A 17,048-nucleotide genomic window follows, 5' to 3' on the forward strand; every position below is an offset into this window, starting at 1 on the left:
ACGATAAGCACCCCTCCTCTATTTAATTATCCCTGATGCTCAGGATTTTGCCAATTTAATTTCAATGTCTCTCCATCACTATCCACCGTTACCTGAGCACCATCCATAATTTGACCACTGATTAAAGCCCGCGCAATCAGCGTTTCTACATGGTGCTGCAGGAATCGTCGCAGGGGCCGTGCCCCAAAAACGGGATCAAACCCACCCTGAACAATGAAATCAACCGCTTGATCGGTCAGATTAAGAGAAATATGACGATCTTCCAGACGTTTTTGCAGCTCTTCCACCAAGAGATGGACAATGCTGCCAATCTCTCCGACGGTGAGAGGTTTGAAAAAGATCGTATCGTCTACCCGATTTAAAAATTCCGGGCGGAAATGGCGTCTTAATTCTCCCATAACCAGATCCTTGGCAGATTCGGAAATCTTGCCTTCCTCATCTATTCCGTCCAGGAGATAGGCCGATCCAATATTGGAGGTCATAATGATAATGGTATTTTTAAAGTCCACGGTTCGGCCTTGAGAATCAGTGATACGTCCATCGTCCAATACCTGCAGCAGAACATTAAAAACATCCTGATGGGCCTTTTCGATTTCGTCAAACAAAATCACCGAATAAGGTTTTCTTCGTACTGCTTCTGTTAATTGCCCTCCTTCTTCATAGCCTACATAACCGGGAGGAGCCCCAATCATACGGGATACAGCATGTTTTTCCATATATTCGCTCATATCAATGCGAATGATATTTTCTTCCGTATCAAAAAGAGTTTGAGCAATGGTTTTGGCCAGCTCCGTCTTGCCCACACCGGTAGGACCGAGGAAAATAAAGGAACCGATGGGCCTTTTAGGATCCTTAATGCCGGCACGAGCCCTGAGAATAGCATCCGTCACTCTTTCCACAGCTTCATCCTGGCCGATGACCCGTTGATGCAAGATCTCTTCCAGGCGCAAAAGCTTTTCTCTTTCTCCTTCAACCAATTTGGCCAGGGGGATGCCCGTCCAACGGGAAATAATACGGGCAATTTCTTCTTCTCCCACCTCTTCTCTGAGCAAGGGGGAAGTTTCTTTACCGGAACCAAATTTATTTTCTTCTTCTTTTAAAGCTTTCTCTAGTTCCGGCAAGCGGCCATATTTTAATTCTGCCGCCCTATTCAAATCATATTCCCGTTCTGCTTTTTCAATTTCCTGATGAATCTGTTCAATTTCTTCCCGCATTTTTCCCACATGCTGAATGGCTTTTTTCTCATTTTCCCATTGGGCTTTCATGGAGGTCATTTTTTCCTTCAAATCTGCTAATTCTTTTTGCAGATTTTCTAAACGTTCCTGGCTGGCCCGGTCCTTTTCCTTCCTGAGCGCCGCCTCTTCAATCTCCAGCTGCATTACACGTCGGGAAACCTCATCCAATTCTGCAGGAAGAGAATCAATTTCCGTGCGGATTAAAGCACAGGCTTCATCAACTAAATCGATGGCCTTATCCGGCAAAAACCGATCAGAGATATAGCGATTGGACAAGACCGCCGCAGATACCAGAGCATTATCATGGATTCTCACCCCGTGGAAAACTTCAAAACGTTCCTTCAAACCCCTCAATATGGAGATGGTATCTTCCACATTAGGTTCTTCCACCATTACCGGCTGAAATCTTCTTTCCAGGGCGGCATCCTTTTCAATATTCTTGCGATATTCATCCAGAGTGGTCGCCCCAATACAATGGAGTTCTCCTCGTGCCAACATCGGTTTCAGCATATTACCGGCATCCATGGAGCCTTCCGCCTTGCCGGCTCCCACAATGGTGTGAATCTCATCAATAAAGAGAAGAATTTCTCCTTCACTTTTCTTAACCTCTTGTAAAACAGCTTTCAAGCGTTCTTCAAATTCTCCCCGATATTTTGCCCCGGCCACCAAAGAACCCATATCCAAAGAAAAAATCCTCTTGTTTTTCAATCCTTCGGGAACATCTCCCCGGACAATACGATGAGCCAACCCTTCCACAATAGCGGTCTTACCCACCCCAGGTTCCCCGATGAGTACCGGATTATTTTTCGTTTTTCTGGACAAAATCCGGATCACATGGCGGATTTCCCCATCCCGTCCAATCACCGGGTCAAGTTTATTGTTCCGGGCTTCCTGCACTAATTCGGTTCCATATTTGGTCAAGGCTTCATAGGTGTCCTCTGGAGTGGCGCTGGTCACCCGTTGATTACCGCGGATCCCCGTCAAAGCCTGGAGAAATCTATTGCGGGTGATATGAAAGGTCTCAAAAACCTTACCTAAACGGCTGTTCGCCGCCTCATCAATCATTCCTAAAAAAATATGCTCGACAGAAACATATTCATCCTTCATTCGCTTGGCTTCTTCTTCCGCCTTCACCAATACCGCATTGACCGGACGGCTGACATAAATCTTGCCCGGCTCTCGTCCCGGTCCTGAGACTCGGGGCTTGCTTTCTAAAACCTTCTCTACTTCCCGCTTAAAATTTTCCGGTACGATGTCCATAGATGTCAGTATCCGAGGCACCAGGCCTTCATCCTGTTCCAGTAAGGCAACCAGTAAATGTTCAATATCTATTTCCGTATTGCCATATTTCAAAGCTTTCGTTTCCGCCTGCTGTAAGCTTTCCATGGATTTTTGCGTCAAACGGTTGAGATCCATATTTATTCCCCCCCATACCAGGATTTTAATTTTTTAATTTCTTTTTGTAAATCGTCCATTTCTTCCAGTAATTCCAGCACCAACCCGGCACCGGTCCAGTTCAGGGACAGATCCCGCTTCAATCTGCGCATTTTTTGAATTTTAAGCACTTCCTGGCGGGAGATCCGGGGATCTTCCATGCGCCCTTGATAATAAATTAAACCTAAATCCAGCAGCTTTTGTATCAAAGAGGCCTCTACTCCCGCCTCGAAAGCTGCCTCTTCAATGGTCAGAGCTCTTTCTTTCCAGATGCCAGGGCTTTGACAGCGCAGTACAATCTTATATCTGTTGGTCGACATCTCAGGATCCCCCCTGTTCTTTCCCGGTATCTTTACGGAATTGATCTAATTTTTTTACCAATTCTATTTCTTCCTGACTGAGATTGGTGGGAATCTTAATCTGGGCTACCCCGTAGAGATCACCTTTTCCCGCTAAGCCTTTTCCTTTCAATCGGAAACGCTGGCCATTCTGGGTACCGACCGGAATGGTGATCTGGACAGATCCTTCCATCGTAGGAACACGTACCTTTCCGCCCAGGATCGCTTCCCATGGGGATAGAGAGATATTGGTTTTTAAATCTGTACCCTCCAGAGAATAGACAGGATGAGGGGCAATATTGATTTTAAAATAAAGATCACCGGAGGGCCCGCCATTGAATCCCGGTCCTCCTTGTCCTTTTAGACGGATCTTGCTGCCATCCTTTACTCCTTTGGGGATTTTTACCTGGATTTCTTTCCGGGTATTTTTTAGCCGCCCATCAGGCTGTTCTTCCGACATCTGCAGGGCCACTGTTTTAGTGGTGCCAAAATAAGCATCCTCTAAGGTAATCTGTAATTCAGATTCCCGATCCTGGCCTTTTTGGGACCAGCTCTGACCCCGTGAACCCCTTTGTTGTCCGGAAAAATTAGAGAATCCCCTCCCCTGATTGCCGAAGAGTGTCTCAAAAAAATCGCTGAAATCTCCCTCCCCGCCAAAATGGAAGGATTGACCTCCGCCGCCGGTATCATAGTGCATATTAAAACCTTCCCAACCAGGCGGGGCAGTGAAATCCTGCCCCGATTTCCAATTGGCGCCCAGCTGGTCATATTTTTCTCTTTTCTCCGGATCCTTTAAAACCTCATAAGCTTCATTGATTTTTTTAAAATTCTGTTCTGCTTCCGGTTCTTTATTCACATCGGGATGGTACTTACGAGCCAGCTTACGAAAGGCTGCTTGAATCTCTTTGGCAGTTGCGTCCCGCTGAACTCCTAAAACCTGATAATAATCTTCAAATTTTACACTCACGCGTCCACCCCCTAATTATTTGTGACCTGACCCGCTGATTTATTCTGCCGTATAATCCACATCAATGACATCATCATCCTTTTTCTCTGTTCCTGTCGTATGCGTCTCGGGTTGGCTTGCTGTGCTTGCCAACTCTCCCGCCGCCTGACTCAGTTCATCCATCAGGGAGCGGATTTTTTCCGTCGCCCCTTGGTTTTTAAGCTCTTCCTGAAGCTTGCTGATTAAATCCTCAATGCGGCCTTTGACATGAACAGGCACTGAATCTCCTGCTTCCTTTAAACTTTTCTCCGACTGATAAATCAAGGAATCCGCCTGATTTTTCAGCTCAATATAAGCTCTTTTTTGCTGATCTTCTGCTGCATTTTTTTCCGCTTCCTTAATCATACGGTCAATTTCATCCTGAGCCAAGCTGGTGGAACCGCTGATAGTGATTTTTTGTTCCTTGCCCGACTTTTGTTCTTTGGCCGAGACATTTAAGATCCCGTTGGCATCGATATCAAAGGTGACCTCAATTTGCGGAATGCCCCGGGGCGCCGGTTCAATCCCTTCCAATTTGAATTGGCCTAATTTCCGATTATCTCCTGCCATCTCCCTTTCTCCCTGTAGGACGACAATCTCCACACCGGACTGATTATCCTCAGCGGTAGAAAAGACTTCGCTTTTTTGGACGGGAATGGTGGTGTTCTTTTCAATCAATTTGGTCATAACACCCCCCAGGGTTTCCAAACCTAAGGATAGAGGCGTTACGTCCAGAAGTACCACATCCTTCAGTTCTCCCATCAAAATGGCGGCCTGAATCGCGGCACCTACAGCTACCACCTCATCAGGATTGACGGACATATTGGGTTCTTTACCCCCAGTTAAAGTTTTCACCAACTGCTGGACGGCAGGTACCCTAGTAGATCCGCCGACTAATATCACCTGATCAATTTCTGAGGAACTGATTTTGGCATCCTGGATGGATTGATTGACAGGTCCCTTGGTTTTTGCCACCAAGTCTTCAATCAATTGTTCCAATTTTGCCCGGGTTAATTTCATATCCAGGTGTTTTGGCCCCGTATTATCTGCTGTGATAAAGGGTAAGCTGATTTGACTTTCCTGAGTGGAGGACAATTCCACCTTAGCCTTTTCCGCCGCCTCATAAAGCCGTTGCAGTGCTTGGGGATCGGTAGACAGATCAACGACTTGGTCTTTCTTAAATTCTTCCACTATCCATTGAACAACCCTCTGGTCAAAATCGTCTCCCCCTAAATGGGTATCACCTGAGGTGGAGCGTACTTCAAAGATCCCGTCGCCCACATCCAATAAAGAGACGTCAAAAGTGCCGCCCCCTAGGTCATAAACTAAAATCGTTTCATTTTTATTTTTCTCCAGGCCGTAGGCCAAAGCTGCCGCCGTCGGCTCATTAATGATTCTCAGAACATTCAGTCCGGCAATTTTCCCCGCATCCTTGGTTGCTTGCCGCTGGGCGTCATTAAAATATGCCGGTACGGTAATGACTGCATCTGTCACCTTTTCTCCCAGATAAGTGGAGGCATCATCCGCTAATTTTCGGATCACCTGGGCGCTGATTTCTTCCGGGGAAAGAAGTTTTCCTTCTATTTCAAAACGCACCGAGTCACTGGGACCCTTTACTACCTTATAAGGTACCTGGCTGATTTCAGATGCTACCTCATCAAATTTTCTGCCCATGAATCGTTTCATGGAAAAGATGGTGCCGGTGGGATTCATGATCCGCTGCCGTCTGGCAACTTGCCCCGTCAACCGTTCTCCGTTTTTCGCTATGGCCACCACAGAAGGAGTGGTTCTCGCCCCTTCCGCATTGGGAATGACAACGGGCTTGCCGCCCTCGACTACTGCGACCACTGAGTTTGTTGTTCCTAAATCAATACCTATTGCTTTTGCCATCAAAAACCCTCCTCTAATAACTTTTATAATTAGTATTTTTGAAATTTATATTAATAAAACCATGTTTTAATTATAGCCCAAAGGTCAGCTAAGGTCAATTTTTGTCAGATTGAGCAGTCCTTAGAAAAACAATGCTACCCCCAGATTTTAATAATTAATACCTATTTCTTCCGATTTTTTGAGAAATTATGACTATATTTCGCGAAATGGCACTCAATAATTAATTTCTGATAATAATATTTAAATCTTTTATTAATTTGTCAGTTATTTTGGTATTAAAAGATTTGCCTTATCCAGGATTCCGAAACTGGCGGAAGCAAAAAAGCATCCCCCATGGAGATGCTTTTATAAATAATTATTATTTCTTTCTTCCGGTCGGATGCATATTCCTTAAGTTTCGTTATCCCTTAAAACAAACCCGGCTCATTGGAATTACCATTCCGGCCGACCGACCGCAGTAACCTCTATTCTGGATTCTATATAGATATCGTCTTCCACTATATTGGTGGGAGCGTATACGTCCTCATCATTTATCAATAATTCATAATCACCGGCGCCGGCCTGCTCCGCAGCAAGCTTGGCCCGTTTCTTAGCTTCATTTAAAGCATAAATTTTGGCTCTCTTCAATGTTTTAAAAACTCTCCGTTCCCAGGGGGCATGGACAAAATAATTTCTGTTGTTTTCACCAGGTTTAATTAAAACTTTTACAGTTTCCATAATTTTACCAGTAGCCGCTCCGATGGCATTTGCGACCTCAGCATGATCCGGAATAATCAATTCCGTATGCATTTTTTCTGCTACCCGAGGCAGCCATGCTTGCACCGGTGCCCCAATCCCCACAATAGGCATCTCCATCTGAAAAGAGAAACCCAGCAATTGATTCTTTTTGGGGGCTAAGGCCTTATCTGCAAAATACATAGCCGTTTCACTATCCTTAAACCATAAGGATTCATCCTCACTGGTGATTAAGCTCTGAACACAGGTGAGACACAACTCATTCACAATTCTTTCAGAGGCAATTTCCAGAAATTCCTCCCTGGATTTTCTCATCCGGTAGGCTAAGATATCCGCACCCTTCTCAGCTGCCTCTCGGCTCCACTGGGTATAAATTCCTTGGGCATGCAGAATATCCGTAGGGGTCATGGAGATTTTTGCCACGATTCCTAAATTAACCAGGTTATGCGTACTAAAGAGGTTGGGATCAATCCTCAAGGCATAGGCCAAATAGTATAGACTCCGCGGCCCTTTTTCTAAAATCTCAATGATCTTCCTTTCGGTTTCATCCAATACCTGTCCGGTTGGTTTTTTAAGCATCATAAAACAATCTGTCGCCTGGGCAAACATAAGACTATAATTGCGGTCAAAATAGGTGCTTAACTCGTGAAGCAAATTGGGATGCTGGCTAGCCACAACCGATAAGGGCCAGACCCTTTGCGGACCGACAAGAAGATTCCCGCCTTGGGTAAGCTGAAGATAGCTGTCTCCTCCTAAGCCATAGGTATAGATCTCTGCCGCTTGAACCCTGGTCAACCAACCGCCGACCATGGCTCCCTCCTGGTTGATGTGGGGCACCCCGTTTTTTAAGAGAGCGATATCTGTCGTAGTTCCGCCCATATCAAAGACCAGTCCATTCTGGGTATCCGATAAAAAAGTTCCCCCAATGATACTGGATGCCGGTCCGGAAAGAATCGTATCAATGGGCTTTTGCCGGGCCATTTTTTCGCCCATTAAGGAACCGTCTCCCTTGACGATCATTAAAGAAGCTTCAATGTTCTTCTCTTTGAGCACTATTTTAACGGATTCCATCAATTCTGCAATAATGGGAATCAAACGGGCATTCAAAGCCGCCGTGACGGTACGTTCATGAAAGCCCAAGGTTGTGGTCAGCTGGTGGGCACAAACCACAGGCAGATCCAAAAGCTCTTCCACGATTTCTTTAACCCTTAATTCGTGCTCAGGGTTGCGCACACTCAGATATCCGGAAATTGCCACAGCTTCCACCTTACCTTTGAAGCTTAAAACCTTTTGTCTGATTTCCCCTTCATCCAAATCATCCAAGGACAAACCGTGAATATTATGTCCGCCCTTCAAGACCTCATAACATTGCACAGGCATCTTGTCAACGGGATCATGTCCAATTAATAATAAGCCCACAGGGCATCCCCTGCCTTCCACTGTCGCATTGGTAGCTAATGTGGTAGACAGGGAGACGACGCTGATTTTATCGAATTCTTCAAATTTCATATTATCGATGCAATTCCTGATTCCTATAGTTAGATCTTCCCTGGTCGTAAGGGCTTTGGCTTTATTTAATACTTTTTTCTCATCCATCGCTACGATTACACCATCAGTGTAGGTTCCTCCCGTATCAATACCCAGAATAAATGACATATGCTGTTCCCTCCCTCATACAATTTGCGGTTCAATTTAAATAAATGATTTTTTTATATTATATCATAATTTAACGATATTACTTGCATAGACAAGCATTTTTTTTAATATGGGGATTTGGGATAACCTAAACGAAAACAACCACGGGTTTCAATCCCGCCCACCCCATCAATACCCGTAACCGTGTTTGCTAATACATCATTTAAAGTGAGGGTCTCTTTAATGGATGTATAGGCAATTTTCTCCACAATGAAAACCGGATCAAAGATATGTATGAAAACTCGTCGGGGAGAACTGGCAAAATTAGCACCGGCTTTTAAGATTTCTTCATAATAGGATTGGCAGGCACCGGCGAAGATTACTAAATCATCTCTGCCGGGAATGAAACGCCGTGCCGCTTTCACCGTTTCAATGAAATGCCGGGAATTACGGTAGCTATCCATACTCCGAAAATCAAAAGCATCCTTGGTTAACCCGTCATGGCCGGTAATGACCAAAATATCCGGCTGATGTTTCTGAAGGTAATGCAGGATCAACTTGGGCTGTTCTTGCTCGGGAATGCTAAAACCATGACAGGGAATTTTTAATTTTTGGTAAGCATCCAAGCATTTTTTTAAATATTCTTCATCCCCGTCAATATGCAATACTTTTCCCGGCATATCAAAGTACTCTGCTCCGTCCATCAGGTTTAAAGCATTGGAACGCCATACCCCATGATCCCGTGAAATCCTGCGATTGGTCAGGATATGATTCAATTTTTCATTGTTTTGTTCCGCACTGACATTACGGTAACGATTATATTCCAAATTAACAATGGGCACCAAATCCTCCAGAGGGGCATCGGCCACCAAGCGAATATCCACCCCTTTTAGGATCGCGATCAGTTTGCCCGCCTGATTTTCATAGATGGCCTTGACACGAAAGATGATATCGAAACCATAGGATCTCCTTGCGACAATATCTCCTGCCTGGATCTTGTTCATCTGTCTCCCCTCCCGAATCTGTTTCATAATATAGTATGACCGCCTTTGTTTATTGGTGTGAGCACCGGAAGAGGAAAGATTTCATACCATATATTATCGTGTAATATTTAAGCGGAGAGTGAAAACCATGTTTGCTGCTGTGATACCTGCTCAAAATGAAGATCTCCATATCCGGGAGGTGATCAATAATCTGCTGCAATTGTCACTGGATCTGATCATTCCCGTGGTTAACGGCAGTCAGGATCAAACCCTGAATATTTGTTTATCCTTTTCCTCACCGAAGCTTCATATCCTGCATACCCCCCTCCCTTTAGGCATTGATATTCCCCGGGCGGCAGGAGCCCATTTTGCTTATCAAATGGGGGCCCAAGGAGTTCTGTTTATTGACGGTGATATGAACGGAGATCTGTGCTTACCCCTTCAACAATTAATCAACTCCATAAAATCCGGAACTGACTGTGCCCTGACAAATTGTTACCCTTATATTCAATCCCGTCACCCCTTGGCTAGAAAAGTTTTAAAATATCGGGAAGTTTTGAACCGGGAGATTAACTTGTTTCATCAATTAGGCTTGGCTAGTCCTTCCCATGGACCCCATGCCATATCCAGGCTGCTCTTGGATTCCATTCCCGTTACCACCTTAGCCATTCCTCCTTTGGAAATTACCTGCGCCCAAATAACCGGGCTTCGTGTCCATGTCGCTGCAGCCATTCCCCACCTGTTATTAGGCTCCCGGGAGAAATCTCCACTGCACAACAAAATGGTAGCTGAAACCATTATCGGAGATTGTTTGGAAGCATTGGCTTTCCTGAAAGGTACTATTCCAGACCGCAAAGAGAAAGGCATCCTCTATGACGGCTACCATTCTTCACGTCGTTTTGATCTATTAGAAGGATTTCTAAATGATCAAGGGATAATCCAAATTTTTCACCTGGGCAAGTGAACTCGTTGATCAAAAGCTGAATAAAAAATAAACCTTTTAATCATCCCTAATCCAAATTATGTCAAATCACCCACCCATCCCCTAATGCAATCAATTCCTTCTATCAGTATAATGTTCATGTCCGCCTATCAATGAATCGTTAGGCTAATCAAAGACAGGAGGAAATTGAATGCATTTTTTAAAAAGATTCATCACAACGTCACTCGTCAGCTTACTTCTAATTGCCGGCACGGGACAAGCCCTCGCTGCCCAATACACGGTTAAATCAGGGGATAGCCTTTATTCCATCAGCAAAGGCTATCAAACAACGGTGCAGAACTTAAAAAGCCTTAATGGTCTAACATCCAATAATCTCTACCCCGGCCAGTCCCTTAAGGTTCCTGCAGCAAGCAGCGGAACAAGCTATACCGTCAGAAAAGGGGATACCCTTTTTCTTTTAGCGAAAAGATTCGGTACTTCCGTAGCTTCTATAAAATCATCTAACGGTCTGAAAAGTGACGCCTTGTCCGTGGGCCAAAGATTGATTATAAAGGGATCCGGTGCCGCGGCAACCACTGCCTCCCGAGGTGCAGGAAACTACTCCCGCAGTGAGGTCATGCTGCTGGCCCGTTTAATTCACGGTGAAGCCCGAGGTGAGGCTTATCAGGGACAGGTTGCTGTTGGGGCCGTGGTATTGAACAGGGTGTCAAGCACCACCTTTCCTGATTCGATCTCCGGGGTCATTTACCAAAAGAACGAATTTTGTGTGGTTAATGATGGTCAAATTAACCTGAGTCCCAATGAAACTTCCATTAAGGCGGCAGAGGATGCCATGAACGGCTGGGATCCGGCCAATGGAGCAATCTATTATTGGAATCCGACTAAAGCACCCAATAATAAGTTCCTTAACAGCCGACCTGTTGTGGCAAAAATCGGGAGTCATGTTTTTGCTAAATAAGGCAAATTTAACTAAAATTAAAACACTCGGGTTTTCATTTGAATTTACCCGAGTGTTTTTTTCTTTAACTTTTGCCGTTAAGAAAAATAGGATTCTTGACGTATTAGGCAGTACCTTTATCGGACAGATGATTGGCAAGGACTGCGAATTCCGCCAAGCTTAAGGTCTCTCCCCTTCTTTTGGGGTCCAACCTGCTCATTTCAAGCAAGTGCTGCCATTCTTCTTTATTCAAGGGGTAACCAGAGTTAGACAAAGCATTTAAAAGCGTCTTCCTTCTCTGGCCAAAAGCTGCTTTTACCAAGGCAAAAAAAATCTGCTCATTTGTTACCACCACGGCAGGGCGTTCTCTTTTGTCCAGTCTGATCACCGTTGATTCCACCTCCGGCTTTGGATAAAAGACTGTAGGCGGCACCGTGGTAATCAACTGCGGCTTACAAAAGTACTGAACTCCAATGGAAAGAGCTCCATAATCCTTGGTTCCGGGAAGCGCCGCCATACGCCGGGCAACCTCCTTTTGGACCATTAAAACGAGAGAGGAAAAATGAAACCCTCCCTCTAATAATCGCATGATAATGGGGGTGGTGATATAATAAGGCAAATTAGCGACCACCTTGTAGGGAATGGCCCTCTTGCCCATCTGCTCCTGCACCAGTAGGTCAAAATCAACCTTGAGGGCATCCCCGTGCACCACATGGACATTAGTTTTTTCTCTGAAAATATCTTGCAAAACATCAATGAGACCCCGGTCGATCTCCAGGGCGATTACCCCGGCTGCCTTTTCTGCCAAACCTTGGGTCAAGGCCCCGATACCTGGGCCAATCTCCACCACCACCTGGTTATCCTTGATCTCTGCAGCCTCCATAATTTTTTCAATAAATTTTGGCTCAATCAAAAAATTCTGACCCAAGGTTTTATGCATGCGCAGACCGTATTTATTAATGATTTCCCGTGTCATGCTGGGTGTTGCAATCCGATCCATAGTTTCCTCCCCAAAATTGATTCCCTGATTCCTATATCATAGATTTTACTGATTGCTGCCAAAATATTTAAATAAAATTTAGCACCAGACTTAATTGTCCCTTTACTTCCAACCTTTAAATGCTATCCAGTTTAAAAGTACAAAATAACCCTTGAAACGATGGTCCCAAGGGTCATTTTATCATTGATTTCATTGATTTAATTTAACACATAAACCTGCACGGACTTGCGTCCCCAGTTAAGGCATTGCTGTTCTGTGGGCATAAACAGATCGACTCGATTACCTTTGATGGCCCCACCTACATCTTCTGCCCGACCATAGCCATACCCCTCAACATATAGCTTGCTGCCCAAGGGAATCACTGACGGATCCACAGCGATGGTTCCTACCTTGGGGCTCGTTCCTGTCTTGGTTCGATTTCCTGTGTGTGTATAAGCACTGGCACTGACACGTAACGATTTGGAGTAGTCAAATCGGTCTCCTCCCCTTTCTGTACTTCCTCCCCGTGAGGCCAGCTGCATGGTACCCTGGGCAATCACTTCATTGACCGGCTTTTTGATGGTTTTTGTTTCCACCACTTTATGAGCAATCTTTTGTCCGTCTTGATATGTAACTTTAATTGTATCTTCCCTAACGCCATTTTGGCCTTTTTGGACGACACGGCGCTTGCCCCGTTCTAAGGAGGCATCATTTTTCTTCTCCACCTGATAAGCCAAAGCCTGCTTTTTGGTAATGAGTTCCTCTTTAATCCGGTTAATAACAATGGGCGTTTCTTTTTGTACTAATTGGGATAAGGCCGGTTGCACCAAATCCTTACTCTCGATGTTGATTTTGGCTTTCGCTAAAACCTCCTCCACCTTCATTGGTGTTGTTAAAACCTTTGTCTCTTTGCCATCAGCTTTAATGACGACCGGAAAGGCTCTGGTAATCTCAATTACCTGTCCTTCCTTCAACTGAGTTGTCATCCCTGGCTGTACCAGATCTTCAGGATTAATCTTGATGTTTCTCTCAGCCAGTAAATCGGTAACATCCGCTTTAAATGTTCTTGCTTCTGTCCGAACTCCGTCATCCACGATTACAACTTCTTTTTCCATTACTGCGTAGGCTGCATACCCCATAATGATCAGCAGTACTGCAACTAATGACAACGATGCAAATTTAACCCATCGAGGATGACCTAGTTGCGCTGAAGCGTTTTCCATGGTTTTTCCCCTCCGTTTTCCTCAAAAGTAAGGTAGGATTATTTTACTTTGTTTTGGCCATGTTGTCAATCTTCCTGACATTATATGCCATTTTGCAGGTTAATATGCCCCACTTTTCTTGAATACTACCATAACCGTTTTGTAGATGATTTTTATGTCTAACCAGAGGGACCAGTTATCAATATATTTGGTGTCTAATTTGACAATCTCTTCGAAATCAGTGATCTGGCTTCTGCCGCTAATTTGCCACAAGCCGGTAATCCCTGGTTTGATGCTGATTCTGCGCCAATGATGGTTCTCATACTTGGCGACCTCATCTAATGTAGGAGGTCTGGTACCTACCAGACTCATCTCACCTTTCAATACGTTGAGAAATTGGGGTAGCTCATCCAGACTGGTTGCCCTCAAAAATTTACCAACTTTAGTAACCCGGGGATCCTCTTTGATCTTAAACATCATCTCGTCTCCCATCTCGTTTTGGGACATAAGATCCTTTTTCTTATCTTCTGCATCCACAGTCATGGAACGAAACTTATACAATTTGAATACCCGGCCATTCATGCCCATTCTATCCTGGGTAAAAAAAACAGGTCCCCTGGACTCTAATTTGATGGCAGGGACAATGAAGAAAGCCAAAAAGGTTGTACCCAGCAGTCCAACCAATCCTCCAGCCAGATCAAAGCACCGTTTATAGAATAATTGATAGGCATCCAAACAAACGGAATGGAAAGTAAGCTTAGACAAAGTACCAATACTGGACAGGCTGATTTGAGAGATTTTAAACTCTGAAAACTCCAACGCTATGCTGGTGGTTACGCCCATTTCCTCGCACATTTTAGCATATTTCCTAATATCGGCGAAATATGGGGACGGAACCGTAAAAATAACCTCATTGATCTCTGTACTCCTTAGAAGTTGATTCAAATCCTGCATCAACTTTTCATCTTTTAAATTATAATAATCCGGTTCTTGATCCAAATTAATTTGTTTTACGATATGAAGCAACATATCAGTCATCTTAATAAAATGCATATACTTGGCTGTGATCACATCATGGCCAATAAAAACCACCTTTTTTTTTCGTCTCAGGCCAAATTTTTTAGCCAAATCAAAATAAAGATATCGTTCAAAAAGTACTAAAACAATCGTTGAGCAGATAAAAATACCGAAAAAGAGACGGCTTAAGGTATGAAACTTGATAAAGAAGGTCATTGCCGCTGTATTCAGAGCGGACACAAAGGTAGCAAATAGGACATTACGCAAAATTCGGTCCCGATACTTGAAGATGGTAATATCATACATTCCTCGGGCATACATGGTATAAATCCAGGAAGTGATAAAGATGAATAAAATCCAAATGTATTCAAAAAAACCCGCCAGAAAAGTAAATCTCCCTGCAATATAATATGAAACCATATAAGAAATGACAATAAAAATAATATCCATTAAATATTGTCTTATATTTAAAAGGGAACGGCTGTTAAAACGATACATGATATCCTCCCTTTGTATGGATTCGCTGTCAATTAAAAACTTATTTTTACAGTCTGTATGTACCCTCAAGATCACAAATATTTCTCGTATCCAGAATCACTTTCCCTTTTAGCTTGTGCATATTGTCGATAATCTCTTTATGACCCACAAGAATGACCAGGAAATCTACCTCCCTAAGAAAGTAATCCAAATCATAATACTGATTCGCAACCACATCTTCTTTAACCATGGGATCGTATATTTTTACTAAATTTCCACAAAGATGTCTTTCCATACAATCAAGCATTTGAAGAGTAGGGCTCTCACGCATATCATCCACGTTTTCCTTATAAGTAAGCCCGTATAATCCGACCCGGCTCACATCCCTCATTCCATTTTCTTTCATAATGTCATGAATACGTTCCAGGACAAATTCAGGCATGGAATCATTGATTCTCCTGGCGGCAAGAATGATATTAGCCAATCCTGGGTAATCACCAACAAGAAACCATGGATCAACGGAAATACAATGACCCCCTACACCCGGACCCGGCTTTAAAATATTAACGCGGGGGTGTCTATTAGCAATGCGAATAATCTCATAGACATCCATATTGTCTACATGACAAATTTTCACCAGTTCGTTGGCATAAGCAATATTGATATCACGGTAGGTATTCTCAACAACCTTCGTCATCTCTGCAGTTTTAATATCTGTAACAATTATTTCTCCCACACAAAAGGAATCATAAATCGCTTTTACCTGTTCCCCAACATTTAGGTGATCCGCACCAATGGTACGAGCATTATGTTTCAATTCATAAAGCATATTACCCGGGATAATTCTTTCCGGGGCATGGACAAGATGAATATCCTCCCCAGGCACAAAGCCCCCCGCTTCAACAATGGGACGTATTTGTTTGTCAATCGTACCAGGGGAGACAGTGGATTCAATGATGACAATTGCTCCTTTTGTACAAACTTTCATGACGCTCTGCATCGCTTTGATAAGATATTGAGGGTCTATTTTCTTACTAAGCTTATCGTAAGGTGTTGCCACCGATAAAATATAGGTATCTGTCTTCATATAATCTTCGCTGAATCTAATCCCTGCCTTGACTGCGGCATGAAACAGTTCGTCCAAGCCTTGCTCTTTAAATGTTGTTTGCCCTAGATTTAGGGTATTAACGATTTCTTGATTGTAATCAGTACCCACAACTTCCCATCCATGTGCTGCCAACATTAATGCCGTTGGTAATCCAATATAGCCTAGTCCTATTACATTAATCATTGTCCAACCTCTTTATGTTTTTTTCTGAAATATTTTGTTTTATAAACTAAGATGATATATTTGGCATTACCAATTATATATCGTTTCCACATTCGCCTCGGCTCTTGGAAAAAACGATAGAGCCATTCCAAGCCCTTCTTCTGCATCCAGACCGGAGCCCTGCTTGTCATGCCGGCTACAATATCAAAGCTGCCTCCCACACCCATGACAAAGGGAACCTTCAACTGATGCAAGTATTTGTTAATCCAGAACTCTTTTTTAGGGGAAGAAAAAGCGACAAATAAAATATCAGAATTAGACTGGGCAATCATGTTGACAATTTCAGGTTCTTCAGCTTCATTAAAATATCCGTTTCTGATCCCTGCAATCTTCAGGTTGGAGTATTTTTCTTCAAAGGTGCGCTTCACTTTAGCAACAACTTCTTCTTTAGCACCAAAGAGAAAGATACGATAGCCCTTGTCATTTGAGATTTCCACCAGTTTTAAAAATAAATCAATCCCTGTAACTCGTTCTTTTAATGGGATATCTAGCTTTTTAGCCGCCCAGACGATGGAAGCACCATCAGCATTAATGAGGGGACATGAATTGACAATCTCGGTTAATTGCCTGTCCTTTTGCATTAAATTCACTTTTGATGCATTGATTACCACATGCTGAGTCGGATTTCTTTCTGAAATAATACGTTCAATTTTATGAACAGTTTCATCAAAGCTGTATACATCTACATAAGTATTAAAAATTTGATACCGTCTATTTTTGTCCGAAGATTCCATAGTATTTACTCCTATAAATTCTCTCTAATGAAACTGATCATCATGATTTTTCTCTTTGGCTTGTATCCAATGCTCTTTCCAGATAATACAAATCTTTTTTACATTTATTAGTTTATTTCATGTCCTCATTATTCTACTAGATTATCGACAAAAAGTCACTGTATTTTCTATTTTTCAACCTATTTCGGCAACTA

The 17,048-nt window shown here is 43.4% G+C and carries 13 protein-coding genes; 2 read left to right on the forward strand and 11 right to left on the reverse strand.

Annotated features, from left to right (window positions below; translation table 11 throughout):
- Positions 1-26: 26 nt before the first annotated feature.
- From clpB to yabG, 6 genes are all read right to left on the reverse strand, one after another.
- Positions 27-2,651: an ATP-dependent chaperone ClpB gene (gene clpB / locus CEQ75_RS02135; RefSeq protein WP_089608882.1), complete on the reverse strand. Its 2,625-nt coding sequence runs from the start codon at positions 2,649-2,651 to the stop codon at positions 27-29.
- A 2-nt stretch (positions 2,652-2,653) separates the two neighbouring features.
- Positions 2,654-2,989, reverse strand: coding sequence for a chaperone modulator CbpM (locus tag CEQ75_RS02140; RefSeq protein ID WP_089608883.1), 336 nt, complete (start codon positions 2,987-2,989; stop codon positions 2,654-2,656).
- 1 nt (position 2,990) lies between these two features.
- Positions 2,991-3,974 (reverse strand): DnaJ C-terminal domain-containing protein, encoded by a 984-nt coding sequence (locus CEQ75_RS02145; RefSeq protein ID WP_089608884.1) that lies wholly within the window; start codon positions 3,972-3,974, stop codon positions 2,991-2,993.
- Between the two features lie 39 nt (positions 3,975-4,013).
- Positions 4,014-5,882 carry a molecular chaperone DnaK gene (gene dnaK / locus CEQ75_RS02150; RefSeq protein ID WP_089608885.1) on the reverse strand — a complete coding sequence of 623 codons (1,869 nt, stop codon included), beginning with the start codon at positions 5,880-5,882 and terminating at the stop codon, positions 4,014-4,016.
- 432 nt (positions 5,883-6,314) lie between these two features.
- A complete protein-coding gene (locus CEQ75_RS02155) occupies positions 6,315-8,273 on the reverse strand; it encodes a hydantoinase/oxoprolinase family protein (protein ID WP_089608886.1) in 1,959 nt (652 codons plus the stop codon).
- A gap of 104 nt (positions 8,274-8,377) precedes the next feature.
- Positions 8,378-9,256, reverse strand: a complete 879-nt coding sequence (gene yabG, locus CEQ75_RS02160; protein WP_089608887.1) for a sporulation peptidase YabG — start codon at positions 9,254-9,256, stop codon at positions 8,378-8,380.
- A 127-nt stretch (positions 9,257-9,383) separates the two neighbouring features.
- Between yabG and CEQ75_RS02165 the strand changes: the two genes are divergently transcribed.
- Positions 9,384-10,199, forward strand: coding sequence for a glycosyltransferase family 2 protein (locus tag CEQ75_RS02165; RefSeq protein WP_089608888.1), 816 nt, complete (start codon positions 9,384-9,386; stop codon positions 10,197-10,199).
- A gap of 169 nt (positions 10,200-10,368) precedes the next feature.
- The gene (locus tag CEQ75_RS02170; protein ID WP_089608889.1) at positions 10,369-11,136 is read left to right on the forward strand and encodes a cell wall hydrolase; all 768 of its coding nucleotides are present in this window, start codon (positions 10,369-10,371) and stop codon (positions 11,134-11,136) included.
- A gap of 103 nt (positions 11,137-11,239) precedes the next feature.
- Here CEQ75_RS02170 and rsmA read toward each other — a convergent pair whose 3' ends face one another.
- The 5 genes from rsmA to CEQ75_RS02195 form a co-directional block, all read right to left on the reverse strand.
- The gene (rsmA, locus tag CEQ75_RS02175; RefSeq protein WP_089608890.1) at positions 11,240-12,115 is read right to left on the reverse strand and encodes a 16S rRNA (adenine(1518)-N(6)/adenine(1519)-N(6))-dimethyltransferase RsmA; all 876 of its coding nucleotides are present in this window, start codon (positions 12,113-12,115) and stop codon (positions 11,240-11,242) included.
- A gap of 197 nt (positions 12,116-12,312) precedes the next feature.
- Positions 12,313-13,317 carry a 3D domain-containing protein gene (locus tag CEQ75_RS02180; protein ID WP_089608891.1) on the reverse strand — a complete coding sequence of 335 codons (1,005 nt, stop codon included), beginning with the start codon at positions 13,315-13,317 and terminating at the stop codon, positions 12,313-12,315.
- Positions 13,318-13,416: 99 nt separating this feature from the next.
- Positions 13,417-14,811 carry a sugar transferase gene (locus CEQ75_RS02185; protein ID WP_089608892.1) on the reverse strand — a complete coding sequence of 465 codons (1,395 nt, stop codon included), beginning with the start codon at positions 14,809-14,811 and terminating at the stop codon, positions 13,417-13,419.
- A 46-nt stretch (positions 14,812-14,857) separates the two neighbouring features.
- On the reverse strand, positions 14,858-16,081 hold the full coding sequence (locus tag CEQ75_RS02190; RefSeq protein ID WP_089608893.1) for a nucleotide sugar dehydrogenase: 1,224 nt from the start codon (positions 16,079-16,081) through the stop codon (positions 14,858-14,860).
- Positions 16,078-16,854: a WecB/TagA/CpsF family glycosyltransferase gene (locus tag CEQ75_RS02195; protein ID WP_089608894.1), complete on the reverse strand. Its 777-nt coding sequence runs from the start codon at positions 16,852-16,854 to the stop codon at positions 16,078-16,080. Before CEQ75_RS02195 ends, CEQ75_RS02190 begins: the two co-directional genes overlap by 4 nt.
- Positions 16,855-17,048: the final 194 nt, after the last annotated feature.

Source organism: Dehalobacterium formicoaceticum, assembly GCF_002224645.1.
GTDB classification, from domain to species: domain Bacteria; phylum Bacillota; class Dehalobacteriia; order Dehalobacteriales; family Dehalobacteriaceae; genus Dehalobacterium; species Dehalobacterium formicoaceticum.